The sequence below is a fragment of the Phycicoccus sp. Root563 genome, from assembly GCF_001427915.1.
Taxonomy (GTDB): Bacteria; Actinomycetota; Actinomycetes; order Actinomycetales; family Dermatophilaceae; genus Pedococcus.
The window spans coordinates 1,560,849-1,583,051 of the sequence record NZ_LMGM01000001.1 but is presented as its reverse complement, the minus strand read 5'-3'; the positions used below and the strand labels follow the sequence as shown (position 1 = coordinate 1,583,051).

Below are 22,203 nucleotides of genomic sequence, written 5' to 3'. Positions count from 1 at the left end.
AGGACGTCCGGCAGCGGCGGGGTCAGCGCGACGCCCTCGCACCGATGTCGGCGAGCAGGTCGAGGACGCTTCGCACGGCCACTCGCTGGGCGACGTCCCGGCGCGAGAGGGCGACGATCCGTCGGGCGGCGCGAACCCCGACCAGCGGCTTGCTGACCACGCCGGTCCGGGGGCGCGTGGTGAACCGGGGCAGCAGGGCGATCCCGAGGCCGTGGGCCACCATCGCCTCGACCACCCGGTTGTCCCGCAGGCGCTGGACCCGTTCGATCCGGCGCCCGGTGGCGTTCTCCATCGCCACGAGCACCGTGTCGAACGGATAGCCCTCCGGCACGCCGACCCAGCGTTCGCCGACCACGAGCTCAGGGGTCAGGTGTCGTCGCCGCGCGAGGTGGTGGTCGACGGGCAGGGCGACGTCGAGGGGCTCCTCGGCGAGGGTGCGGTGGTGCAGGTGGGCCGAGCCCTCGGGAGCGTCGCCGGTGATGGTGTGGCCGATGACGATGTCGTGGTCCGCCGCCAGTCTCGCGAAGTCCGACTCCGCCACGTCGAAGTCGTCGACCGTGACGAGCAGCCCGCTGCCCTCGAGGCGGGCGAGGAGCTCGGGCACGAGGACCTCGGCGGCACTGGGCAGGGCCCCGATCGTGACGGTGCCGACCGGGGCGTCCCGCAGGGTGTCGAGCTGCGCGCGCACCCGGGCCAGGGCGGTGGCGACGTCGACGGCACCCTCGGAGAGCAGGAGCCCGGCCCGGGTCAGCCGCACGCCGCGCCCGTGGGGCTCCACGAGCGGCATACCGGCCTCGCGCTCGGCCGCGCGCAGCTGCTGGGACACCGCGGACGGGGTCCGGTGGGTCGCGGTGGCGACGGCGGTGAGGGTGCCACGGTCGGCGAGCTCGCGCAGCAGGTCCAGGTGACGAACGTCCATGTAGTACACCTTAAGTGTCTCTGCAGAAGTTTGTGATTGTGCTACGACGTTGCGTCACGCATGCTCGGCTCATGACCCAGGGACTGCCACCGCTGCACCGTGCCCTGGCCTGCGTGGTCGCGGCCATCTGGGGCGTGAACTTCCTGGCGATCCACCTGTCGCTGGCGCAGTTCCCGCCGTTGTTCCTCGTGGCCCTGCGCTTCGCGCTGCTGGCGGTCCCGACCCTGCTCTTCGTGCCTCGCCCGCAGGTGCCCACGCGCTGGCTGGTGGGGTACGGCCTGGGGTTCGGGGTCCTCCAGTTCACCTTCCTGTACACCGGGATGGCTGCGGGGATGCCGTCCGGTCTGGCGTCGCTGGTGCTGCAGGCCTCCGGCCCGTTCACCCTCGTCCTGGGCGCCCTGCTGCTGGGGGAGGGGGTGGGGCGACGGCAGTGGCTCGGGGTGGCCCTGGCCGCGGTCGGCATGCTCGTCGTGGGGGTGTCGCGAGCGGGCGTCGCCCAGCTCGTTCCCTACGTCCTGGTGCTGCTCGGTGCGCTCGGGTGGGCGCTGGGCAACCTGTCCAGCCGGCTCGCGGCGCCACCCAACCCGTTGCACCTGACGCTGTGGATGTCCGTGGTGGTGCCCGTGCCGATGCTCGCGCTGTCCCTGGCCCTCGAGGGTCAGGAGGCGATCGGGCGGTCGCTGTCCACCTCGTTCACCGCCGAGGCGGCCCCCGCCTGGGCCGGGCTGGCCTACACCGTGCTCGTCGGGACGGTCGTCGGCTCGGGGATCTGGACCTGGTTGCTCGCCCGGCACCCTGCTGGCGTCGTCGGGCCGTTCTCGATGCTCGTCCCGGTGGTCGGGATGGCCACCGCGGGGCTGGTCCTGCACGAGCGACCCACGCTCGTCGAGGTGGCCGGAGGGGTGGTCGTGGTCGCGGGGGTCCTGCTCGGGGCGTCCGGCGCGCGAGGGGCGGGGGCGGCTGTCAGGCGGAGGGAGCGGCGGTCTCGCGAGCGAGGCGGCCTGCGTCCATCGACAGTGCGACGCGTGCCGCGGTCTGGGTGGGCACTCCGCGGTCGCTGAGCTGTTGCACCACCTGCACCCGGCAGATGTCCAGGTCGGTGTAGCGGCGGTGGCCGCCGCTGGTGCGCTGCGACGGTCCGATGCCGTACCGGCGGTCCCAGCTGCGCAGGGTCGCCGTCGGGATGCCGCACTGCTCGGAGACCGCGCCCACCGACCACTCGACCTCAGGTGGTGCCGTGTCGTCGGTGCGGACCACGAGCAGTGACGGGCGGACGAGGAGCGGCGTCGAGCCGGCGATTCGGAGCCCGGGTGCCTGCCCCGGGATGGAGGCGGTGACGTCGTTGGGCATGGCTCGACTGTAGAACTTGTTCAGGCGGGTTGCATGTTGAATAGGTTTTGCATAAGTTGTGAACCACTTCACCGCCACATGAGAAGAGTTCAGACATGGCCAGCATCAAGCGACTGCCCCAACCGCTGTTGAGCTCCTACGAATGGCAGGTCGAGGGCGCGTGCCGCGACACCGACCCCAACGAGTTCTTCGCCGAGGAGGCCGAGCGCGGCAACCGACGCCTCAGCCGCGACGAGCGGGCCAAGGCCCTGTGCCGCGAGTGCCCCGTGGTCAAGCAGTGCTTCGAGCACGCCATGTCCGTGCGTGAGGCGTATGGCGTGTGGGGCGGCACGACGCCGGAGGAGCGCGAGCTCATCCGCCTCGGCCAGAGCGCGCGCCAGGCCGTCTGACCCTTCGAGGGAAGGCGTCCGGGCTACGCGCCAGCGCTGTCCGGCCGGCAGGGCCGCAGCCGCTCACGGGCGGTGAACCGTGCTGCGCGACGGTGCCGACCGTGCGTGTGCGGCCGGGGAGGCGGCGAGGGGCTTGCCGGGGGCGTGGCCACGAGGCGGTGGAACCACGGCTTCGCCGCCTCGACGAGCGGGGCGCTGGGCGGGCTCCTGAAGGGAAACCCCCCGCGTGCCGTTCGGTCGCGGCCCGGCGACCTCGTGGAGGGTGCTACCCGTCGCGGCAGGCCATGGGGCCCCGCCTCGACGCCCACCACGCGTACCGGCAGGGGCCAAGGTCCCGGTCCCCGCGCCATACCCGGGGGTTTGGGGTGGGGGTGCGGGGGTAAGGACACAGGGTCGGGCCGCGTGGCCCGACCCCTTCACGTCTGGAGCCCCCATGTCGACCGACGCCATCACCATCCTGCGAGCCGACCACAAAGAGGTCCGAGCGCTCTTCCGCGAGTTCGAGAAGTCGACGACGACGCCTGCCCGCCAAGGGGCGATCGTCAAGAAGTGCATCGAGCTGCTGACGATGCACACCTACATCGAGAACGAGGTGATGTACCCCGAGGTGCGTCGCCTGCTGCCCGACCTTGAGGACGACGTCCTCGAGTCCTACGAGGAGCACCACGTCGCGGACGTGCTGGTCATGGAGCTCATGCCGATGAAGCCGTCGGACGAGCGGTTCCACGCCAAGACCACCGTCCTCATCGAGAACGTGCGGCACCACATGGACGAGGAGGAGAACGACTGGTTCCCGAAGGTCCGGGAAGGGCTGGGGCGCAAGCAGCTCAGCGAGCTCGGCGAGCGGCTCCTCGAGGCCAGGAAGACCGCTCCCCGGTCCCCGGCGCAGCCCAGTGCGCTGAAGAAGGTCGTCGACGCGGTGGTCTCCTGACGGTGACCGAGGCACTCCACCCGAACCACGGCGGCGAGCCCGGCCTCGACGAGCTCACCCGTGAGCTGGCCCTCGACCCCGACCGCCGCAGCCCGCACGAGGTGGCCGGCGCGCTCGAGACGATGGTGCTGCACCCGGACTACCCCTGCCTGGGCGCTCGTTCGGTCTTCAACCGCGACCGGGCGACCGTCGTCGCCCTCGGCGAGATGGCGACCGAGGGCGCGACGGCCCTGTTGTACGACGCCCTGTGCGCCTTCGGCCGGGACACCGACCAGGGGGCGGGGTTCGCGTCCCTCGTCGCGGTCTTCCCGGACACGGTGGTGGACAGCGAGACCGCCTTCGAGTCGCTGCTGTGGCGTCAGCTCGAGCAGCTGCACGAGGCCGACCAGCAGCCGTGGAGCCCGCACGTGTCCGACGACCCGGCCAACCCCCACTTCGCGTTCAGCGTCGCGGGGACCGCGTACTTCGTCGTCGGTCTGCACCCCGCCGCCTCGCGCATCGCCCGGCGAACCCCGCTGCCCACCCTGGTGTTCAACCTGCACCAGCAGTTCGAGGACCTTCGCGCGTCCGAGCGGTTCGAGCGCATGCGTGACACCATCCGGCGTCGGGACACCGCCCTGCAGGGCGACGTCAACCCCATGGTCGCCGACCACGGGGCCGGCTCGGAGGCCCGGCAGTACTCGGGCCGAGAGGTCCCGACCGACTGGACGGCCCCAGTGAGCTTCGACGAGGAGAACCCGTGACCACGCACGACACCGACGGCCAGGACACCGGGACTCGGGACGGGGGAACCGGCCTCGAGCGACTCGCGCCCCAGACGGGCACGGGCTTCCTACTGCGCGCCGGGGAGCAGCTCACGGTGGTCGACCCGACCGGCGGCCAGGTCAGCGACCTCTTCTGCTTCAACGCCGAGGACCACGACGAGTGGTTGTCGAGCGGCCGGACGATCGACTTCGCCAACACGATCTTCCTGACCACCGGGCACACCCTCTACAGCAACCGGAGCACTCCCATGCTCACGGTCGTCGAGGACACCTGCGGCCGGCACGACTTCCTGCTCACGCCGTGCAGCCAGCAGACCTTCGACCTGCTCTACCCCGAGTTCGAGGGCGCCTACCACCCCAGCTGCCTGGAGAACCTCGTGACCGGCCTGTCGCCGTTCGGGATCACCTCCGACATGGTGTCCACGACGCTCAACATCTTCATGAACGTCTTGCCCGAGCCCTCGGGAGAGCTGCACATCGACCCTCCCACGTCGTCCGCGGGGGACCGCTTCACGGTCCGGGCCGAGATGGACCTGCACGTGGGCCTGACGGCCTGCTCGGCGGAGAAGTCCAACGGCGGGACGTGCAAGCCGATCGACTACTCGGTCCGGGCGTCCTAGGGCTCGTCGAGCTCGGCGGCTTCGCGTCCGAGCTTCACGCCGAGGGCGATCGTGCCGATCAGGGCGAACGTGCCGCCCGCCACGACGATCACGAGGCCGACGAACGTCCAGAACACCCCCCAGCCCCCGCCGACGCTGACGAGCGCCCACACCACCACGGCCACACCCACGGCCCATACCAGACCGCCGATCACTGCGCGTTCCCAGAGCAGCTGCACCTTGTCCGTCATGAGGTCATGTGTAGCGCCTGGGCGTGGCCGGGGGGAGCGGACCGGCCGGACCATCCGATCCTCGTCTCTTCGGTCAGGCTTGTCGGGTTCGCAGGGACGGGGGTCGGTGAGGACGTAGCGTGAAGCGTCCCCCATCGAAAGTGTCTGTCCCTCCTGATGATTCGCCGTCCCGAGCTCCGCTGGCCAGCGGCCGCAGGCTGGGTCCTGCTCGTCGTCGCGGTCTCGGGCTGCGTGCCGGCGAACGCGGACTCCCCGGCCTTCTCGACGCTCACGGGCCCCACGAGCTCCACGAGCTCCACGCCGCCAGGCGAGGAGGCGCAGCCGGCGTCGGCCCCGGCGCCGACCACCACCACGACGCCGACGACGAACCCGGCGCGCTCGGCGACGACCGACACCTCCCGTCCCGCCGCCTCGACCACCCCTGCCCCGGACGCGGCGACCGCGACGGTACGGCCGGGCACCGCCGTGACGACGTTGGCCACCCTGCCGGTCAAGGGTCGGGCGGCCAGGACGGGCTACGACCGCGACCGATTCGGCCAGGCCTGGGCCGACGTCGATCGCAACGGCTGCGACACCCGCAACGACATCCTCCGCCGCGACCTCACGCGCTTCACCCTCAAGGCGGGCACGAACGGTTGCCTGGTCCTGTCCGGCACCCTCGCGGATCCCTACACCGGCACGGCGATCGACTTCGTCCGTGGGCGGGGTACCTCCAACGCCGTCCAGATCGACCACGTCGTCGCACTCTCGGACGCGTGGCAGAAGGGCGCCCAGCAGTGGTCGACCGCCAAGCGAACGGCGTTCGCCAACGACCCGCTCAACCTCCTCGCCGTGGACGGCCCCACGAACGCCGGCAAGGGCGACGGAGACGCCGCCACCTGGCTGCCTCCGCGCAAGGCCGGTCGCTGTTCCTACGTCGCGCGACAGGTGGCGGTCAAGCACCGGTACGGCCTGTGGGTCACGGCGGCCGAGCGCGACGCGGTCATCCGGGTGCTCCGGGCGTGCCCCGGCCAGGCGCTGCCGACGGCCAGGGCGATCCCGCTCGGTGGCGGACCCACCGGGGCCACCCCCACCCCGACACCGACCCCGGCCCGCAGCCGGAGCACCCCCAAGCCGTCGACCCCCAAGCCCTCCCACACCGACCCGCGGTTCGGGACGTGCCGGGAGGCGAACGCCGCCGGCTACGGCCCCTACCGGCAGGGCGTGGACCCGGAGTACGACTGGTACCAGGACCGTGACCACGACGGGCTGGCCTGCGAACGCTGAAGCGCAGGCGGGCCCCGCGCGGTGGTCCGCCCCTCACAGGAACGGCACAGTGGCGGCACACCCGCGCGCCAGCGCCTGCCACCACGGTGGTGCCATGAACATCGCCGCAGCCACCCTCCGTCGCCCCCACCTGACCGCGCGCGGGCTCACGTCCGCCGCGGTCCTCGCCGCAGCCCTGTCCGTGCCGGTCACCGGCACCGGCTCCTCGATCGAGGCGGTGCACGCGCCGCCGCAGGTCCGGGTCGCCGCGGTCTCGACCCTCCTGTCGCTGCCGGCCATGGGCAAGCTCGACGTCTGACGACGTGGGGGTCAGCTCTTCAGGGTCCCCCGGACCAGGCTGTCGCCGGAGTGCTCGGGTCGCTCGTCGAACCCCTCCCGCGAGATGTCGACGATGACGTATCCCTCGTCGATCAGCTGCTGGGTGACGGGGAAGGACGACCGGCCGTCGGACCGGAGCACCCCGAGGGACACCATTCGCTTTCCGTCGCGGTTGAGCAGCCACACCTCGAGGTAGCCGGAGCCGGCGTCGAGTCGCTCGGTCCGGACCGAGAGGAGCTCCTGGTCGTCCTCGCGCAACAGCGTGGCCATCCCCTGCCACTGCCGGGTGTCGAGGGTGTCGAGCCGGGTGCTCGCGACCTCCACGGGTGCCGGGGGTGCGGGTTCGTTCCACACCGCGTACCCCGCGAGCAACCCGATGGCGATCCCGGCAGCAGCGGCGCCCGCCGCCCACCCGACCGGGCCCCAGCGGCGTCTCGCCCGGGCTGCGACCGGTTGCGTGGGAGGGGACTGCGCGATGGCGGGTGACGGAGCGACGGCGTGAGCCTGGTCGAGGACCTCGGAGTCCCGCTCCTCGTCGTCGATCTGGGCCTCGATGCGGTCGAACAGGCCGGCGGGAGGAGCAGCGAGGTCGAGGCGTCGGGGCGACACGGACACCGCGTCGGCCACGCGGCGGAGGTCGGCCACCGTGGCGCTGCAGGACGGGCACGTGGCCACGTGGGCGAGGTCGTCGGACGCCCCTGCGGCATCACCCAGGGCCAGCCCGGCCAGGGTCTCCTCATCGGGGTGAGTCATCGTCCACCTCCTCCAGTCGTGATCGCAGCTGCACCAGTCCTCGGCGGACGTGGCTCTTCACGGTGCCCAGCGGCAAGCCGAGCCGCTCGGCGATCTCCTCCTGCGGCCGGTCCTCGATGAAGGCCAGCCGCAGCACCGACGCCCGTGGCTCGCCCAGGCGGTCGACCTCGTGGGCGACGAGCAGACGCTGGGCGATGTCGGGCTCGGGTGGCGGGGACCCGGCCTCGGGCGTGACGGAGGCGACGGCGGCCAGGTTGCGAGCCCTGCGGTAGCGCTGGGTGCGGACGTCGGCGACCTTGTGGCGGGTGATGCCCACGAGCCAGGCCGGTATGGCGCCCTCGCTCGGCCGCAGGGTGTGGCGGCTTCCCCACGCCGACACGAAGACCTGCTGGGTGACGTCCTCGGCGTCGTGCGCGTCGTCCAGGGCCCGCAAGGCCACCGTGTAGACGAGTGCCGACCAGCGTTCGTAGACCTCGGCGAGAGCCTCGCGCGAACCCGAGGCGAACCGGGCGGCGAGGTCGTCCTGCTCCGCGACCAGCTCGTCCAGGGCCAACACGCCTTCCACTGTAGTCATGGGGATCTCAGCCCACCGGTGTCGCCACGACGACGATGTTGTCCTCGTAGTGCCCGGTGGTTCGGTCGAACGCGCCACCGCAGGTGACCAGGTGCAGGCGAGCCGGTCCGTCCCGGTCGAACAGGTCGTCGGTGTCCAGCTCTCCCTTGTCGAGACGCAGCACCCTGGTGACGCGGTAGCGCAGCTCGTCTCTTCCGGCGGTCAGCGTCACGGCGTCGCCGCGCTGCAGCGTCCCCAGGCGGGCCAGGGGACCGATGCCGTAGCGCGCGCCGTCGACGTGCGCCGCGATCACCGTCGCCCCGGACGAGCTCCCCGGTGCGGCCCCGAACCGGTACCACCCCGCCACGCGCGGGTCCGCGGGAATGACCATGTCGCCGCGCTGGTCCACCCCGACGGGAGCCACCCGCATCGTCGCGTCGAGCCGGGGGACGACGATGCGGGTGGGTGGTGGAGGTGTGGAGCGGACCGTCGCGCCCACTCCGGCGGCCGGTATGGCGTCGCGCCCCGTCTCCGAGCGTGTCGGCGTGGGCGACGACGTGGGCAACGGGCGGTATAGCGGCGCGGCCGTCGTGCCCGTCGAGGCCGTGCGCGCGAGCGCCCGAGGGTCGTCCTCACCGGCGTCGCGCGTCAGCCAGGCCGTGAGGGCCCCCGCGAGGAGGGCGGCGACCACCGCGGCCGCCACCCTCCTGTGGGAGGCCCTCACGAACACCGTCGGCCCGCCTCAGCCGCGGGCGACGGCGGGGCGACGACGCAGCAGCACCACGCCACCGGCGACGACCGCTGCGGCGGCCACCAGGGCGGCGCGAGAGAGGTCCGCCGACGCGGCCGCCTGCCCGCCGTTGCCGGCAGGGACGCCACCGGGCGAGGAGTGCAGTCCGGAGATGGTCTGGACGGCCAGGGCAAGGGTGTCGTCCGTGGCGCTGCCGTAGGCGTACACGATCGTGTTGCTCCCCTCGGCCAGCGTCACGTCGGCGGGTCCGACCGCGACCGTGTCGGTGCCTGCGAGCACCACGTCCGCGCTGATCGTGCCGGCAGGGAGATCGGCCTTGGCCTCCTTGGGGTTCGTCAGACCCTTGAACGCCACCGCACCGTTGGCCCGCACGTCGACCGCCGGGGCGGCAGCCGTGTGCCGGACCGTCAGGCGGGCCTTCCCCGCCGCCACCCTGGAGACGTCGTTGACGAAGGGGGTGAGGACGGGCTTGCCGTCGGCCGTGAGGTGCGCGACCACGGACACGTTGGCCCCGGCCGGTACGGCGACACCCTTGGCCTCGACGACGGCCTTGCCGTCGGCACCGGCGTTGGCCGCGGTGACCTTGAGGTCGTACGTGCCGGCCGGGAGCTTCACCGGGTCGGTGACGGTCCCGGGCTTGAAGTCGGTGAGCAACGCGTCACCGTTGGCGTAGACGTCGACCGTGGCGCCGGGGATGCCGTGGACGACGGTGACGGTGGCTTCGCCGGCGGCCTGCGCCGGCAGGGCCGACCCGGTGGCTGCCACCGCGAGGAGCGCGGCGGCGAGGAAGCGGGTGATCTTCATGGGGGTTCCTCAGCTCTCGAAGGGTTCGGTGGAATGGTCTGGTCAGAGGTCGACGGGTCGGAGGACGAAGACGATGCCGTGGGCGATCTGCCGGTTGCCCTTGTTGATGTCCAGGGCGCGGGGGTTGAGGATCGGGTTGACGTCGTTCTTGTCGTTGTCGCGCAGCACCACGAGCTTGAAGCGGGCGGAGAGGACGTCGACGGTGAAGGACGCGCCCGGGAGGGCGGTCGAGAGCGAGGCCCCGTCGGACCTCAGCGCCGTCCGGGAGTCGATCGTCACGCCCGGGACGACGTGGTAGAGCAGCACCTTCTCGATCGCGTCGATGCCCACGGTGCTCGCCAGCGTGCTGAACGTCTTCTGCTCCGTGCTCGGCCACGACCTGGTGAGGTCGGCGACGAGGACCTGGAACGCGCGGTCGTTGGGCAGGAACGCGGTCAGGGGGACGGTGCCGTCGGCGAGGACCCCGACCGGGCTGTCCGGCTTGGCAGCGAGCACGGCGAGGACCGCCTCGGTGAGGATGTCGTAGTCGTACCAGTTGCGGTCGAAGGTGTTGCCGTCCGCCGTGAGCACGGCGGCCAGGCTCCTCGTCCCGGTGGACGCGGTCGTGGTCGGCGCCGCGCTCGCCGCTGGCGCGACGAGCGCGGTGGCGAGGGCGGCAGTGGCGAGGACGGAGCTGACTCTGCGGCGCAGGTACATCGGTGGACCTCCAGGGCTCGGGGCGGTCCGTCGTGGGCCGCCTGCCCCTACTTCCGCCGTACCCCCGTCCCGGGATGCACTCGGGCGCGAGAAGTTGGTCGACGACCCGCTCCCGGGCCCGTGCCACCGTGGGACCCGACCCGTACCTCGGTACGGGCGTGGCGTCCGTCGCGTCCTTACAGCTGGGTGCCCACCAGGGCGCCGATGCCGTAGGTGACCGCCATAGCGAGGACGCCTCCCGCGACGTTGCGCAGGACGGCGCGCTGTCGCGGTGCACCCCCGAGGCCGGCGCTCACCGCGCCGGTGACGGCGAGGGCGACGACGACGGCCAGCGCCGTGACGACGACCCGGGCACCCTGCGGCGGCAGGAGGATCGCGACCAGGGGGAGCAGCGCCCCGCCCGTGAAGGCAGACATCGAGGCCCACGCCGCGTGCCAGGGGTTGGTCAGCTCGTTCGGGTCGATGCCGAGCTCGGCCTCGGCGTGGGCGCCCAGGGCGTCGTGCTTCGTCAGCTGCACCGCTACCTCGTGGGCGAGCTCGGACGACAGACCCTTGCCCTCGTAGATCTCCGCGAGCTCGCGCAGCTCCTCCTCGGGCATCTCGCGCAGCTCTCGGGTCTCCTTGTCCAGCAACGCCTTCTCGGTGTCCCGCTGGGTGCTCACCGAGACGTATTCGCCCGCGGCCATGCTCATCGCACCCGCAGCCAGGCCTGCGACACCGGCCGTCACGATGGCGCCGCGGTCGGTCGTCGCGGCGGCCACGCCGATCACGATGCCGGCCGTCGAGACGATGCCGTCGTTGGCGCCGAGGACGGCCGCCCGCAGCCAGTTGAGCTTCGCGCCGATGCCCTGGTCGTGCTCCTCGCCCTCGTGGGGGACGACGTCGGTCTCCACCTCAGCCACGCGGCTGCGCCCCGATCCGGTCCGCGGCCTGGTTGATCTGGTGGGCGAGCTCGACATCGAGCTGGGTCAGGCCCCCCTGGTCGTGGGTCGAGAGCACGAACCGCACCGAGCGCCAACGGATGTCGATGTCGGGGTGGTGGTTCATCGACTCGGCGTCGAGGGCTACCTCGTCGACGAGGCGGATCGCGGCGGGGAAGTCGGGAGCCTCGAACGTCGCCACGATCTGGGTGCCGTCGACCGCCCACCCGGGCAGGTCGTTCAGCTGGCGGTCGATCTCCTCGTGCGTGAGCAACCTGGACATGCGCCCACTCTGGCAAGGAACGCCCCCTCTGTCACCGAAGCCCAGCCTCACCTCACCCACCCGACGCAGGCCGACGGGCGACCGCACCCCCCAGGGACGGGTGTGCCGCGTGCGCGAGGTGCACACGCGGCATACCCGCGGTCTTCGGTCGGCCGGTCAGGCCCGGTGGCTCCTCAGAGGGCCTCCTGGACCGAGGCCGGCCCGAGGAAGTCGTCCCCACCGGAGGTGTGGTCCGTCTGCGACGTCAGGGAGGCCTTGACGGTGTGCATCGCGACCTCGCCGGACTCGATCTGCTCGGCCCAGTGGCAGGCGACCCGGTGCGAGTCGGGGACACCGGCGATCTGCAGGGTGCGCAGCTGGGGGCGCTCGGTGTCGCACTTCGTGTCCTGCCGCCACGGGCAGCGCGTGTGGAACCGGCAGCCGGTGGGCGGGTTGGCGGGGGAGGGCAGGTCGCCCTGCAGCAGGATCCGCTCGCGTCGGTCCTCGATCAGCGGGTCGGGGACCGGCACGGCGGACATGAGCGCCCGCGTGTACGGGTGCAGCGGCTTCGTGTAGAGGTCCTCCGCATCGGCCTCCTCCGCGATCGCCCCGAGGTACATGACCCCGATGCGGTCGCTGATGTGGCGCACGACGGCGAGGTCGTGGGCCACGACGAGGTAGGTCAGCCCGAACTCGTCCTGGAGCTCCTCGAGGAGGTTGATGACCTGCGCCTGCACCGACACGTCGAGCGCCGAGACGGGCTCGTCGGCGACGATGAGCTTGGGGTTCACCGACAGGGCCCGGGCGATGCCGATGCGCTGGCGCTGGCCGCCGGAGAACTCGTGGGGGTACTTCTTCAGCGCCGCCACCGGCAGGCCGACGGCCTTGAGCAGGTCCCGCAGCCGTGTGGCCGCCTGCTTCTCGTCCTTGGTCAGCCCGTGCGCCTTCATGCCCTCGAGCAGCAGGGACTCGACGGTCTGGCGCGGGTCGAGGCTGCCCATCGGGTCCTGGAACACCATCTGGATGTCCTGGCGCTTGTGCCGCAGCTCCTCGCCCTTGAGCGCGGCGATGTCGATCCCGTCGAACTCGACCGAGCCCGAGGTGGGCGGTTCGAGGTTGAGGATGGCCCGCCCCAGGGTCGACTTCCCGCAGCCGGACTCGCCGACCAGGCCGTAGGTCTCTCCCTTGCGGATCTGCAGGTCGACGCCGTCCACGGCGTAGACGTGGCCGATCGTCTTGTCGAAGATGACCCCCCGCTTGATGGGGAAGTGGACCTTGACGTCCTTGACGTCGACGAGGATCTCGTCGCTGACGGTCACCGGGACACCTCCACGGGGTTGTGGCAGCGGAGCGCCCGCGGGCCGTCCTCCACGAACTCAGGGGTCTTCTCGACGCAGACGTCGATGGGCTGCGAGCACCGGGGCGCGAACGCACACGCGTTCGCCCACGGCAGGTTGTCCGACACCGAGCCGGGGATCGGGGTCAGCTTGGTGCCCCGCTCCCCGTCGAGCCGGGGTATGGAGCTGAGCAGGCCGTGCGTGTACGGGTGCCGCGGCTGCGCGAAGAGCGGGTGGCGGTCACCGCGCTCGACGATGCGACCGGCGTAGAGGACGTTGATCCGGTCCACCAGCCCGGCGACGACGCCGAGGTCGTGGGTGATCATGACCAGGGCCGTGCCGCTGTCCTCGACCAGCTCCTTGAGCAGGGCGAGGATCTGGGCCTGGATCGTCACGTCGAGGGCCGTGGTCGGCTCGTCGGCGATGAGGACCTTGGGGGCGCACGCCAGCGCCATCGCGATGAGGGCGCGCTGGCGCATCCCGCCGGAGAGCTGGTGCGGGTAGTCCTTGAGGCGGCGGTTCGGGTCGGGGATGCCGACCTTGTCGAGCATCTCGCGGGCCAACGGGGTGGCCGCCTTGCGGGACAGGCCCTTGTGGCGCTCCAGCACCTCGGTGACCTGGACGCCGATCGGCACGACGGGGTTCAGCGACGAGAGCGGGTCCTGGAAGATCATGCCGAGGTCGCGTCCACGACGGTCGCGCATCTGCTCGTTGGACTGGGTCAATAGGTTGGTGCCGCCGTAGAGGACCTCGCCCTCGACGCGGACCCCGCGCTGGGGGAGCAGCCCCATGATCGCCAGGGACGTGACGGACTTGCCGCAGCCGGACTCGCCGACGAGGCCGACGGTCTGGCCGGGGCGGACGTCGAAGCTCACGCCGTCGACGGCCACGAACGGCTTCTCGCCCTGCCGCGTGAAGGTGACCGTGAGGTCGCGCACCGACAGCAGCGGTTCCTCGCTGTGTCCTCGGGTGCGGGTGTTCTCGATGGTTTCGGTCATGCCTCCCTCATCTCCTGCTCTTGGGGTCGAGGGCCTCGCGCAGCGACTCACCCATGAGGGTGAAGCCGAGCGCCACGACGATGATGCACAGTGCCGGCCAGATGGCCAGGGCCGGGTTGTCGAAGATGTTGTTCTGGGCCTTGCCCAACATCTGGCCCCACTCGGGCTGCCGGTCGTCGGGGTTGCCGAGACCGAGGAAGGACAGCGCCGCGGCGTCGATGATCGCTCCGGCGATGACGAGCGTCGCCTGGACGATGACCGGGCCGAGCGAGTTGGGCAGCATGTGCCGGAACACGATGGCCGACCGCTTCACGCCGAGCGCCCTCGCTGCGAGGACGTGGTCGCTGGAACGCTGCGCCAGCATCGAGCCCCGCAGCAGTCGGGCGAAGATCGGGACCTGGACCGTCGCGATGGCGATGATGACCGTCCACTGGCTCGGTCGCGAGGCCAGCGCCGCGATGGACACCGCGAGCAGCAGCGACGGGATCGAGAGCATCACGTCCACGATGCGCATGACGAGGGAGTCGACCCACCCGCTGAAGGCACCGGCGAGGACACCGAGCGACATGCCGCCCGCCAGGCCGAAGAGCGTGGCGAAGACACCCACGATCAGCGTCTGGCGGCTCCCGACGATGAGGCGGGAGAGGACGTCACGTCCTGAGGTGTCGGCGCCGAGGGGGAAGCCGGCTTCCGGACCCGGGACGGGGTTGCTCTGCGGACGGACCTTGTCGAGCAGCAGCCCCTTGGTGGGGTCGTGCGGCGCGATGAGGGGGGCGAAGATCGCCAGCAGGACGAACAGGAGGGTGATGCCGGCGCCGAGGAGGAAGACCGGGTTGCGCCGGAGCCGCCGCCACGCGCTCGCGATGAGCGAGACGCCGGTGCTCTCCTCGATGTGACCGGCGTCGTCGACGGTGAGCGTCGCGGTGCCGCCGGAGCGGGCTGCGAGCTCGTCGATGCGCTGCTTCTTGTTCCTGGGGTCCAGGTTGTCAGGGTTGAGGGGATTGGACACCGGGGTCACCTCGTCCGGACTCGGGGGTCGATCACGGCATACGCGATGTCGACGAGAAGGTTGATGACGACGAACGTGATCGCCGCCATGAGGATGCACACCTGCAGGACGGCGTAGTCGCGACGGGTGAACGCCACCGCCACGGCCTCGCCGATCCCGCCCCAGGAGAACACCCGCTCGGTCAGCACCGCGCCGACGAGCAGGCCACCGGTCTGCAAGCCGATCGTCGTGACCACGGGCAGGAGGGCGTTGCGCAGGATGTGCCGGCCGCGGATGACCTTGTTGGTCAGGCCCTTCGACTCCGCGGTGCGCACGTAGTCCTCGTCCATGACGTCCAGGACGGACGCGCGGGTGATGCGGAAGATCACCGCGAAGGGGATGGTCGCCAGCGCGAGGCTCGGCAGGATCAGGTGCTTCAGCGCGTCCCAGGCGGCGTCGTACTCACGCGTGAGGAGCCCGTCGAGGACGAAGAACCCGGTGACTCGGGTCGCGTCGAGGCTCGGGTCCTGGCGACCGGACACCGGCAGCCAGTGCAGGTTGATCGCGAACCAGTACTTCAGCAGGAAGGCGAGGAAGAAGACCGGGACGGCGACACCGATGAGGGAGCCGACCACCGACAGGTTGTCGAACCACGACGTGCGGCGCCGAGCGGCCATGTACCCGAGGGGAATGCCGGCGGCGATCGCGAAGAGCAGGGCGAAGAAACTCAGCTCCAGGGTCGCGGGAAACCGCTGCACGAACACCTGCATGGCGTCGACACCCGGCTGCACGCCGGTGCTCGACCCGAACTGGCCCTGGACGGCCCGCTTGAGGAACTGCCAGTACTGGACGTAGAGGGGCTGGTCGAGGCCGAGGGCCTTCTCCAGGGCGGCCCGTCGGGCCGGTGTCGCCTTCTCGCCGAGGATGGCGGACACGGTGCCGCCCGGCAGCGAACGCAGCCAGAGGAAGACCAGCAGGGACAGGACGACGACCACCCCCACCATCTGCAGCAGTCTTCGCAGGATGAATCTCAGCACAGGGGCTCAATCTCCTTCACGGTCGACCATCGGCGTCGACGGACGGGTTCGCACGGGGGGAAGTGCATGTTCGACGAACGTTCATACACGACTGTGGCCGTCCCAGCGATTCTGCTGGGACGGCCACAGTCTTAGGAAGTGCTGTCCGAGGTCTACCTCAGATCACTTGCTCACCGTCACCGAGGAGAACGTCTCGGCGGTCAGCGGGCTGGCGACCAGGCCCTTGAGCTTCTTGCTCACGACCAGGGCCGGCGGGGAGTGGCTGATCGCCAGACCCGGCAGGTCGTCTTCCATGATCGTCTTGTTGAGCTTCTCGTAGGCAGCGGTGCGCTGGCCCTCGTCCACGATGGCGTCAGCCGCCTCGAGGTCCTTGGACAGCTGGGCGCCGTACGACGTCGCACTGGTGTGGAAGTCGTTGGTCTTCAGGCTGCCGAAGAAGGTGCCGATGAAGTTGTCGGGCGAGTTGTAGTCACCGGTCCAACCGAGCAGCCACGCGTCGTAGCCACCGTTGTCGACGGTGTCGAGGTAGCCACCGTTCCACGGCTTGGTGACCACGTTGACCTTGATGCCGACGGCCTCGAGGTCGGTGCGCAGGGCTTCGTAGATCTTCTGGGGGTCCGGCATGTACGGACGCGACACCTCGGACGGGTAGGCGAACGTCAGGCTCATGCCCTCGGCGCCGGCCTCCTTGAGGAGCGACATGGCCTTGGCCTTGTCGTAGGCGTACGGCTGCAGGTCCTTGTTGTAGCCCTTGATCGTCTCGGGGACGAACTGCGTGGCGACGGTCGCGCCCTCGGGCAGCTGGGTCTTGACCAGCTGCTCACGGTTGAGGGCGTAGTAGAGGGCCTGGCGGACCTTGAGGTCCTTCAGCTTCGGGTTCTTGGCCGGGTTGAGGCCCATGTAGAGGATGTTGAACGCGGGGCGGACGAGCACGTCGTTGCCGGCGTCCTTCAGGCCCTTCCAGTCAGCCGGGTTGGGGAGGTCGTAGCCGTCGATGCTGCCGGCCTCGAGCTCCTGGCGACGGGTGCTCTCGTCGGGGATGATCTTGAAGACGAGCTTGGCCGTCTTCGCCTTCTCGCCCCAGTAGGCGTCGTTGCGCACGAGCGTGACCGTCTTGTTGGCCTCGTCGTACTTGTCGAGCTTGTACGGGCCGGTGCCGACCGGGTTCTTCGAGTACGCGGGGTAGCCGAAGCCCTCACCCTGCTTGGTGACGTTGTTCGCGTCGCCGTCCTTGAGCGCCTTCGGCGACTGCATGGAGAACGAGTCGAGCGACAGGGCCGTCGGGAACTTCGACGTCGGGCGCAGGATCTTGATGACCGCGGTCATGTCGTCCTTGGCCGTGCAGCCCTGGTAGAGGGCGTTGGCCGCGTCGGTCTTGAACGAACCCATGACGTCGGCCCAGTAGCCGGCGGGGCCGCCCTGGGCGACCTCGTTCTGATCGAACATGCGCTCGAAGTTGTAGCAGACGGCTGCGGCGTTGAAGGCCTCGCCGTCCCAGAACTTGACGCCCTCGCGGAGCTTGAACGTCCACTCCTTGCCGTCGGCCGAGGCCTCCCAGCTGGTGGCGAGCTCGGGCTCGATGTCGGCGGTGCCCGGCTTGATGCCGACCAGGCCCTCCATCATCTGGCGGGTGACGCGGAACGTCTCGCCGTCGGTGGCGTAGAAGGGGTCGAAGAGCTCGGGGGCGCCTGCCGCGCCGAACGTGATGGTGTCCTTGGTGTCACCACCGCTGGAGGAACCGCTGCCAGACCCGCGGTCTGACTGGGCGCAGGCCGTCAGGGTGAGGGCCAGCGTCGTCGCCAAGACGACCGGAGTCGTCCTTCGCGTGAGCTTCATGAATACCTCGCTTGTGTGCGAACTTTGGTCGACCCGGTCGGGCGCCAGGGGTGGAGCAGGGGTGGTGCAGGTGGTGCGGTCCGAAGGGGCATGCGTGCGCAAACCTTCTACGGTTGGTGCGAGACCCTAGCGAGAACTGCGGTGCCCGCACCGCTCCGCCGCGGAAATTAACAAAAGTGAGACACATGCCGGAAAGAGCACGGTTCCCGTTGGTGCGCGCCGTCGTCGGCGCCGCGATCGTCGACGACCTCGACCACCCGACGCGCCTGCTGAGCGCCCGTCGGACCGAGCCCCCGGCGCTGGCCGGCGGGTGGGAGTTCCCCGGTGGCAAGGTCGACCCGGGCGAGACCGACGAGCAGGCCCTGCACCGCGAGCTGCGCGAGGAGCTGGGGGTGACGGTGCGCCTCGGAGCCGTGCTCCGCGGGCCCCGGGACGGCCGGTGGCCGCTGGGGGAGGCGTACGCGATGACGGTGTGGTGGGCCGTGGTCGAGTCGGGCGAACCTGCCCCGTTGGAGGACCACGACGCCCTCCGGTGGCTCACCGCCGACGACCTCCACGACGTGCCGTGGCTGCCCGCCGACCTCCCGATCGTCGACGTGATCGCCACCCGGCTGCGCTGAGTCGCGCCAACCGCAGCCAAACAACCGACAGCGCCGCCTCCCGGGCGCTCAGGGACCCGTCCGGTGGTGAGCCGGCACCACCGGGAGGTATGGCGGCGGGCGGCCCCGCCGCACACCCCGCTTGTGGGGGTGGTCACCACGTACGGGCGGGGTGGTCCTGACGTGCTCGAAAGCCTGAGACAATGGTGCTCATGCCCATGAAGACCCGCGGTGACATCCGCAATGTCGCCATCGTTGCCCACGTCGACCACGGAAAGACCACCCTGGTCGACAAGATGCTCTGGGAGGCCGGCGCGTTCGGCGAGCACCAGCACGTCGACGAGCGCGCGATGGACTCCGGTGACCTCGAGCGCGAAAAGGGCATCACGATCCTCGCGAAGAACACCGCGATCCACTACGCCGGCAAGGCCGCCGCAGAGGCCGGCCTCGCGGATGGCGCCACGATCAACATCATCGACACCCCCGGCCACGCCGACTTCGGTGGCGAGGTCGAGCGCGGCCTGTCGATGGTCGACGGTGTCGTCCTGCTCGTCGACGCGTCCGAGGGCCCGCTGCCCCAGACCCGCTTCGTGCTGCGCAAGGCGCTCGCCGCCAAGATGCCCGTCGTCCTGTGCATCAACAAGGTCGACCGCCCCGACTCGCGCATCGCCGAGGTCGTCGACGAGGTCTACGAGCTGTTCATGGACCTCGACGCCGACGAGCACCAGATCGAGTTCCCGATCGTCTACGCCTCCGCCAAGAACGGCCGCGCGTCGATGACCCGTCCCGAGAACGGTGGCCTGCCGGACGCCGACGACCTCGAGGCACTCTTCGAGACGATCCTGTCGACGATCCCCGCGCCGACGTACGACGACGAGGCGCCCCTGCAGGCGCACGTCACCAACCTCGACGCCTCCAACTTCCTCGGTCGCCTCGCCCTCCTGCGCGTGCACAACGGCACGATCAAGAAGGGCCAGCACGTCGCCTGGTGCAAGGTCGACGGCACCGTGGAGCGCGTGAAGATCACCGAGCTCCTCATGACCGAGGCCCTCGAGCGCAAGCCCGCCGAGTCGGCCGGCCCCGGCGACATCATCGCCATCGCCGGCATCCCCGAGATCATGATCGGCGAGACCCTCGCCGACGCGGAGAACCCCATCCCGCTTCCGGTCATCACCGTCGACGAGCCGGCCATCTCCATGACCATCGGCACCAACACCAGCCCGATGGTGGGCCGTGTCCGTGGCTCGAAGGTCACCGCCCGCATGGTCAAGGACCGCCTCGACAAGGAGCTCATCGGCAACGTGTCGCTGCGCGTCCTGACGACCGAGCGTCCCGACGCGTGGGAGGTCCAGGGCCGTGGAGAGCTCGCGCTCGCCATCCTCGTCGAGCAGATGAAGCGTGAGGGCTACGAGCTCACGGTCGGCAAGCCCCAGGTGGTCACCCGCGAGATCGACGGCAAGACCCACGAGCCGGTCGAGCGCCTCACGATCGACACCCCCGAGGAGTTCCTCGGCCCGATCACGCAGATCATGGCTGCCCGCAAGGGCCGCATGGAGCAGATGACCAACCACGGCACCGGCTGGATCCGCATGGAGTTCCTCGTGCCGTCGCGCGGGCTCATCGGCTTCCGCACCGAGTTCCTCACCGAGACCCGCGGCACGGGCATCGCCCACCACGTGTTCGAGGACTACGAGCCGTGGTTCGGCCCGATCGTCACCCGCACCAGCGGTTCGCTCGTCTCCGACCGCACCGGTGTCGTCACGGCCTACGCCATGGTCAACCTCCAGGAGCGCGGGACGCTGTTCGTCGACCCGACGACCGAGGTCTACGAGGGCATGATCATCGGCGAGAACTCCCGCGCCGACGACATGGACGTCAACATCACCAAGGAGAAGAAGCTCACCAACGTGCGCGCCTCCTCCTCGGACAACTTCGAGAAGATCGTGCCCCCGCGCAAGCTGAGCCTCGAGCAGTCGCTCGAGTTCTGCCGCGAGGACGAGTGCGTCGAGGTGACCCCGGAGGCCGTGCGCATCCGCAAGGTCGAGCTCGACCAGACCCTGCGCGCCCGCGCCGCGTCCCGGGCGCGCAACGCCTGATCGCGGCAGGCTGGTGAGCGTGCTCCACCGACGCCTGCTGCCATCACGCCGGTCGGGCCTGCCCCCGTGCAGGCCCTTCCGGCGACCCGGGGTGGTGACCGCCCTCGTGGCGGTCGCCCACATGGTGTCCGGGTGCACCGCCGGCGACGCCTCGGCGCCGGACACGGGTGTGGCCGGGCAGCTCTCGGTGCTGTCCCTGGGGCCCGTGGCGAGCTGGGACCCCCAGCGCATGACCACGCCGCAGGACGTCGCCTTCGCGGGGCGGACCTTCATCCGCACCCTGACGGCCCACCCGGCGGGCACCGACGCGGCAGCCCAGCGGGACGTCGTCGGCGACCTCGCCACCGATGCCGGCCGACCCGACGACTCGCTGAAGGTCTGGGCGTTCACGCTGCGCAGCGGGACCACGTGGCAGGACGGTTCGCCGGTCACCTGCGAGGACGTTCGCTACGGCGTCTCACGGTCGTTCGCGAAGCCGTGGGCTGACGAGGGCCTCAACTACCCCCTGGCCTACCTCGACATCCCGCGCAAGGCCGACGGGACGTCGACCTACGCCGGACCGTTCGGCGGCTCGGGCCAGGCGGCGTTCGACAAGGCGGTCACCTGCGACGGGTCCAAGATCACCTTCCGCCTCAGCACACCGATGGTCGACTTCAACCAGGTCGTGGCGCTGCCCGCCTTCGCGCCCGTCAAGAAGTCCCGGGACGGCAAGGCCGACGCCACGTATGCCGTGTTCTCCAACGGGCCCTACCAGCTCAAGGGCGAGTGGGATCCCAGCACCGGTGGGGTCTTCGAGCGAAACCCCAAGTGGGACAAGGGTTCCGACCCCATCCGCCGCGCCGCGCCTGAATCGATCCGGTACGTCGAGGGCACCGAGTCCCAGACGGCCGTCCAGCAGGTCATCAACGACGAGGGCGACCGCCGACGCGCCGTCACCCTCGACTCGGCTCCGCCGGCGATGCAGCAGCAGGTGCTCGCCGACAAGGGGTTGACCCGCCGTTCGATCAACCCCACCGCGCAGTTCGTCGACTACCTCGCGCCGAGCTTCGCCTCGCCGGTCATGCGCAACGCGGACGTGCGACGGGCCCTGGCGCTGGCGACCAACCGTGACGGGTACGTCACCGCCCTGGGCGGAACGAGCGCAGCCGAACCCACGTCGACCCTGCTGGGCCCCGCCATCGCCGGTCACCGCGACACCGACCCGCTCGGTGTCTCACCGACGGGCGACCCGGCCGGGGCCCGGGCGGCCCTCCAGGCGTCGGGGCTGACGCTCCCGGTGAAGATCACGGTCGCCTACCGCTCGACCCCGACCGCGGACAAGGCGATGGCGGCGCTGCTCAACGGCTGGGAGCAGGCCGGTTTCCAGGTCACGCTGCAGCCCATCGAGAAGGACTACTTCTCGGCGGCGTCCAGGCCCGGCCGCGCGGCCGACACCGATGTCTTCTGGGCCAACTGGGCGCCGGCCTGGCCGGCGGCCTCCACGGTGATCCCCCCGCTGTTCGACAGCCGCCTGAACCTCTCGGACAGCGGGACCGGCCGCGACCTGGGCGCCTTCGCGGACGACGGCGTCGACAAGGAGATCACCCGGATCTCGACGGTGAAGGACCCTGCGGCGCAGGCGGCGGCGTGGGCCGACCTCGACACCTCGCTGGCCAAGCGTGGCGCCTACATCGCCTTGGCGCAGCGCCGTTCGTTGTTCATCGCCGGGAGCGCCGTGAGCGGGCTCAGCGCCAACGAGGCCCTGGGTGGGTTCGTGGACCTGGCGACCATCGGTGTGGAATAGCCA

Annotated in this window: 25 protein-coding genes; 10 read left to right on the top strand and 15 right to left on the bottom strand. The window is 70.7% G+C overall.

All coding sequences use genetic code 11. The features are described 5' to 3' along the window. Window positions 1-22: 22 nt before the first annotated feature. Window positions 23-919: a LysR family transcriptional regulator gene (locus ASD62_RS07460; protein ID WP_056915418.1), complete on the bottom strand. Its 897-nt coding sequence runs from the start codon at window positions 917-919 to the stop codon at window positions 23-25. Between the two features lie 71 nt (window positions 920-990). On the opposite strand from ASD62_RS07460, the gene ASD62_RS07455 reads away from it, so the two are divergent. Beyond that, window positions 991-1,980, top strand: a complete 990-nt coding sequence (locus tag ASD62_RS07455) for an EamA family transporter (RefSeq protein WP_200956859.1) — start codon at window positions 991-993, stop codon at window positions 1,978-1,980. Here the strand turns inward: ASD62_RS07455 and ASD62_RS07450 are convergent. Next, on the bottom strand, window positions 1,883-2,269 hold the full coding sequence (locus tag ASD62_RS07450) for a MerR family transcriptional regulator (protein WP_056915417.1): 387 nt from the start codon (window positions 2,267-2,269) through the stop codon (window positions 1,883-1,885). The genes ASD62_RS07455 and ASD62_RS07450 overlap by 98 nt on opposite strands. Before the next feature lie 95 nt (window positions 2,270-2,364). Between ASD62_RS07450 and ASD62_RS07445 the strand changes: the two genes are divergently transcribed. The 4 genes from ASD62_RS07445 to ASD62_RS07430 all read left to right on the top strand — a co-directional run bounded on the left by ASD62_RS07445 (window position 2,365) and on the right by ASD62_RS07430 (window position 4,973). Then, on the top strand, window positions 2,365-2,658 hold the full coding sequence (locus tag ASD62_RS07445) for a WhiB family transcriptional regulator (protein ID WP_056915416.1): 294 nt from the start codon (window positions 2,365-2,367) through the stop codon (window positions 2,656-2,658). A gap of 433 nt (window positions 2,659-3,091) precedes the next feature. Further along, complete coding sequence (locus ASD62_RS07440; RefSeq protein WP_056915415.1) at window positions 3,092-3,589, top strand: hemerythrin domain-containing protein; 498 nt, start codon at window positions 3,092-3,094, stop codon at window positions 3,587-3,589. Between the two features lie 2 nt (window positions 3,590-3,591). After that, a complete protein-coding gene (gene gntA / locus ASD62_RS07435; protein WP_056915414.1) occupies window positions 3,592-4,332 on the top strand; it encodes a guanitoxin biosynthesis heme-dependent pre-guanitoxin N-hydroxylase GntA in 741 nt (246 codons plus the stop codon). Continuing rightward, window positions 4,329-4,973, top strand: coding sequence for a DUF1989 domain-containing protein (locus tag ASD62_RS07430; protein ID WP_056915413.1), 645 nt, complete (start codon window positions 4,329-4,331; stop codon window positions 4,971-4,973). Before gntA ends, ASD62_RS07430 begins: the two co-directional genes overlap by 4 nt. Here the strand turns inward: ASD62_RS07430 and ASD62_RS07425 are convergent. Continuing rightward, window positions 4,970-5,203 (bottom strand): hypothetical protein, encoded by a 234-nt coding sequence (locus tag ASD62_RS07425; protein WP_056915412.1) that lies wholly within the window; start codon window positions 5,201-5,203, stop codon window positions 4,970-4,972. The genes ASD62_RS07430 and ASD62_RS07425 overlap by 4 nt on opposite strands. A gap of 156 nt (window positions 5,204-5,359) precedes the next feature. On the opposite strand from ASD62_RS07425, the gene ASD62_RS07420 reads away from it, so the two are divergent. Together ASD62_RS07420 and ASD62_RS07415 are read left to right on the top strand one after the other, a co-directional pair. Next, window positions 5,360-6,469 (top strand): DUF1524 domain-containing protein, encoded by a 1,110-nt coding sequence (locus ASD62_RS07420; RefSeq protein ID WP_056915411.1) that lies wholly within the window; start codon window positions 5,360-5,362, stop codon window positions 6,467-6,469. Window positions 6,470-6,563: 94 nt separating this feature from the next. Further along, window positions 6,564-6,767 (top strand): hypothetical protein, encoded by a 204-nt coding sequence (locus tag ASD62_RS07415; protein WP_056915410.1) that lies wholly within the window; start codon window positions 6,564-6,566, stop codon window positions 6,765-6,767. Between the two features lie 11 nt (window positions 6,768-6,778). Here the strand turns inward: ASD62_RS07415 and ASD62_RS07410 are convergent, their stop codons facing one another. From ASD62_RS07410 to ASD62_RS07355, 12 genes are all read right to left on the bottom strand, one after another. Then, on the bottom strand, window positions 6,779-7,540 hold the full coding sequence (locus ASD62_RS07410) for an anti-sigma factor domain-containing protein (RefSeq protein ID WP_056915409.1): 762 nt from the start codon (window positions 7,538-7,540) through the stop codon (window positions 6,779-6,781). Further along, the gene (locus ASD62_RS07405) at window positions 7,524-8,096 is read right to left on the bottom strand and encodes an RNA polymerase sigma factor (protein WP_235529073.1); all 573 of its coding nucleotides are present in this window, start codon (window positions 8,094-8,096) and stop codon (window positions 7,524-7,526) included. The genes ASD62_RS07410 and ASD62_RS07405 overlap by 17 nt, the downstream gene beginning before the upstream one ends. 25 nt (window positions 8,097-8,121) lie before the next feature. Next, the gene (locus tag ASD62_RS20630; protein ID WP_235530660.1) at window positions 8,122-8,817 is read right to left on the bottom strand and encodes a class F sortase; all 696 of its coding nucleotides are present in this window, start codon (window positions 8,815-8,817) and stop codon (window positions 8,122-8,124) included. Window positions 8,818-8,835: 18 nt separating this feature from the next. Next, window positions 8,836-9,648, bottom strand: coding sequence for a DUF4397 domain-containing protein (locus ASD62_RS07395; RefSeq protein WP_056915407.1), 813 nt, complete (start codon window positions 9,646-9,648; stop codon window positions 8,836-8,838). A 42-nt stretch (window positions 9,649-9,690) separates the two neighbouring features. Next, entirely contained in the window at window positions 9,691-10,344 is a 654-nt protein-coding gene (locus tag ASD62_RS07390; protein WP_056915406.1) for a fasciclin domain-containing protein, read from the bottom strand. Window positions 10,345-10,520: 176 nt separating this feature from the next. Further along, on the bottom strand, window positions 10,521-11,246 hold the full coding sequence (locus ASD62_RS07385; RefSeq protein ID WP_369818762.1) for a VIT family protein: 726 nt from the start codon (window positions 11,244-11,246) through the stop codon (window positions 10,521-10,523). After that, the gene (locus tag ASD62_RS07380) at window positions 11,239-11,547 is read right to left on the bottom strand and encodes a 4a-hydroxytetrahydrobiopterin dehydratase (protein WP_056915404.1); all 309 of its coding nucleotides are present in this window, start codon (window positions 11,545-11,547) and stop codon (window positions 11,239-11,241) included. The genes ASD62_RS07385 and ASD62_RS07380 overlap by 8 nt, the downstream gene beginning before the upstream one ends. Window positions 11,548-11,720: 173 nt before the next feature. Continuing rightward, entirely contained in the window at window positions 11,721-12,845 is a 1,125-nt protein-coding gene (locus ASD62_RS07375; protein ID WP_056915403.1) for an ABC transporter ATP-binding protein, read from the bottom strand. Next, on the bottom strand, window positions 12,842-13,861 hold the full coding sequence (locus ASD62_RS07370) for an ABC transporter ATP-binding protein (RefSeq protein ID WP_056915402.1): 1,020 nt from the start codon (window positions 13,859-13,861) through the stop codon (window positions 12,842-12,844). Before ASD62_RS07370 ends, ASD62_RS07375 begins: the two co-directional genes overlap by 4 nt. Window positions 13,862-13,868: 7 nt before the next feature. Beyond that, complete coding sequence (locus ASD62_RS07365; RefSeq protein WP_056915401.1) at window positions 13,869-14,879, bottom strand: ABC transporter permease; 1,011 nt, start codon at window positions 14,877-14,879, stop codon at window positions 13,869-13,871. Beyond that, window positions 14,876-15,886 carry an ABC transporter permease gene (locus ASD62_RS07360; RefSeq protein WP_056915400.1) on the bottom strand — a complete coding sequence of 337 codons (1,011 nt, stop codon included), beginning with the start codon at window positions 15,884-15,886 and terminating at the stop codon, window positions 14,876-14,878. The genes ASD62_RS07365 and ASD62_RS07360 overlap by 4 nt, the downstream gene beginning before the upstream one ends. 162 nt (window positions 15,887-16,048) lie before the next feature. Continuing rightward, the gene (locus ASD62_RS07355) at window positions 16,049-17,722 is read right to left on the bottom strand and encodes an ABC transporter substrate-binding protein (RefSeq protein WP_056915399.1); all 1,674 of its coding nucleotides are present in this window, start codon (window positions 17,720-17,722) and stop codon (window positions 16,049-16,051) included. Between the two features lie 185 nt (window positions 17,723-17,907). Here ASD62_RS07355 and ASD62_RS07350 point away from each other — a divergent pair, with 185 nt between their 5' ends. From ASD62_RS07350 to ASD62_RS07340, 3 genes are all read left to right on the top strand, one after another. Beyond that, the gene (locus tag ASD62_RS07350) at window positions 17,908-18,342 is read left to right on the top strand and encodes a (deoxy)nucleoside triphosphate pyrophosphohydrolase (RefSeq protein ID WP_056915398.1); all 435 of its coding nucleotides are present in this window, start codon (window positions 17,908-17,910) and stop codon (window positions 18,340-18,342) included. Window positions 18,343-18,533: 191 nt separating this feature from the next. After that, entirely contained in the window at window positions 18,534-20,417 is a 1,884-nt protein-coding gene (gene typA, locus ASD62_RS07345; protein ID WP_056917234.1) for a translational GTPase TypA, read from the top strand. Window positions 20,418-20,511: 94 nt separating this feature from the next. Continuing rightward, entirely contained in the window at window positions 20,512-22,200 is a 1,689-nt protein-coding gene (locus ASD62_RS07340) for an ABC transporter substrate-binding protein (protein WP_235530658.1), read from the top strand. Window positions 22,201-22,203 lie beyond the last annotated feature (3 nt).

Excerpts from the sequence above, each read along its gene's own strand:
- ASD62_RS07460 (WP_056915418.1), bottom strand. The coding sequence starts at position 919 with ATGGACGTTCGTCACCTGGACCTGCTGCGCGAGCTCGCCGACCGTGGC.
- ASD62_RS07455 (WP_200956859.1), top strand. The coding sequence starts at position 991 with ATGACCCAGGGACTGCCACCGCTGCACCGTGCCCTGGCCTGCGTGGTC.
- ASD62_RS07450 (WP_056915417.1), bottom strand. The coding sequence starts at position 2,269 with ATGCCCAACGACGTCACCGCCTCCATCCCGGGGCAGGCACCCGGGCTC.
- ASD62_RS07445 (WP_056915416.1), top strand. The coding sequence starts at position 2,365 with ATGGCCAGCATCAAGCGACTGCCCCAACCGCTGTTGAGCTCCTACGAA.
- ASD62_RS07440 (WP_056915415.1), top strand. The coding sequence starts at position 3,092 with ATGTCGACCGACGCCATCACCATCCTGCGAGCCGACCACAAAGAGGTC.
- ASD62_RS07425 (WP_056915412.1), bottom strand. The coding sequence starts at position 5,203 with ATGACGGACAAGGTGCAGCTGCTCTGGGAACGCGCAGTGATCGGCGGT.
- ASD62_RS07420 (WP_056915411.1), top strand. The coding sequence starts at position 5,360 with ATGATTCGCCGTCCCGAGCTCCGCTGGCCAGCGGCCGCAGGCTGGGTC.
- ASD62_RS07415 (WP_056915410.1), top strand. The coding sequence starts at position 6,564 with ATGAACATCGCCGCAGCCACCCTCCGTCGCCCCCACCTGACCGCGCGC.
- ASD62_RS07410 (WP_056915409.1), bottom strand. The coding sequence starts at position 7,540 with ATGACTCACCCCGATGAGGAGACCCTGGCCGGGCTGGCCCTGGGTGAT.
- ASD62_RS07395 (WP_056915407.1), bottom strand. The coding sequence starts at position 9,648 with ATGAAGATCACCCGCTTCCTCGCCGCCGCGCTCCTCGCGGTGGCAGCC.
- ASD62_RS07390 (WP_056915406.1), bottom strand. The coding sequence starts at position 10,344 with ATGTACCTGCGCCGCAGAGTCAGCTCCGTCCTCGCCACTGCCGCCCTC.
- ASD62_RS07380 (WP_056915404.1), bottom strand. The coding sequence starts at position 11,547 with ATGTCCAGGTTGCTCACGCACGAGGAGATCGACCGCCAGCTGAACGAC.
- ASD62_RS07370 (WP_056915402.1), bottom strand. The coding sequence starts at position 13,861 with ATGACCGAAACCATCGAGAACACCCGCACCCGAGGACACAGCGAGGAA.
- ASD62_RS07355 (WP_056915399.1), bottom strand. The coding sequence starts at position 17,722 with ATGAAGCTCACGCGAAGGACGACTCCGGTCGTCTTGGCGACGACGCTG.
- ASD62_RS07350 (WP_056915398.1), top strand. The coding sequence starts at position 17,908 with ATGCCGGAAAGAGCACGGTTCCCGTTGGTGCGCGCCGTCGTCGGCGCC.
- typA (WP_056917234.1), top strand. The coding sequence starts at position 18,534 with ATGCCCATGAAGACCCGCGGTGACATCCGCAATGTCGCCATCGTTGCC.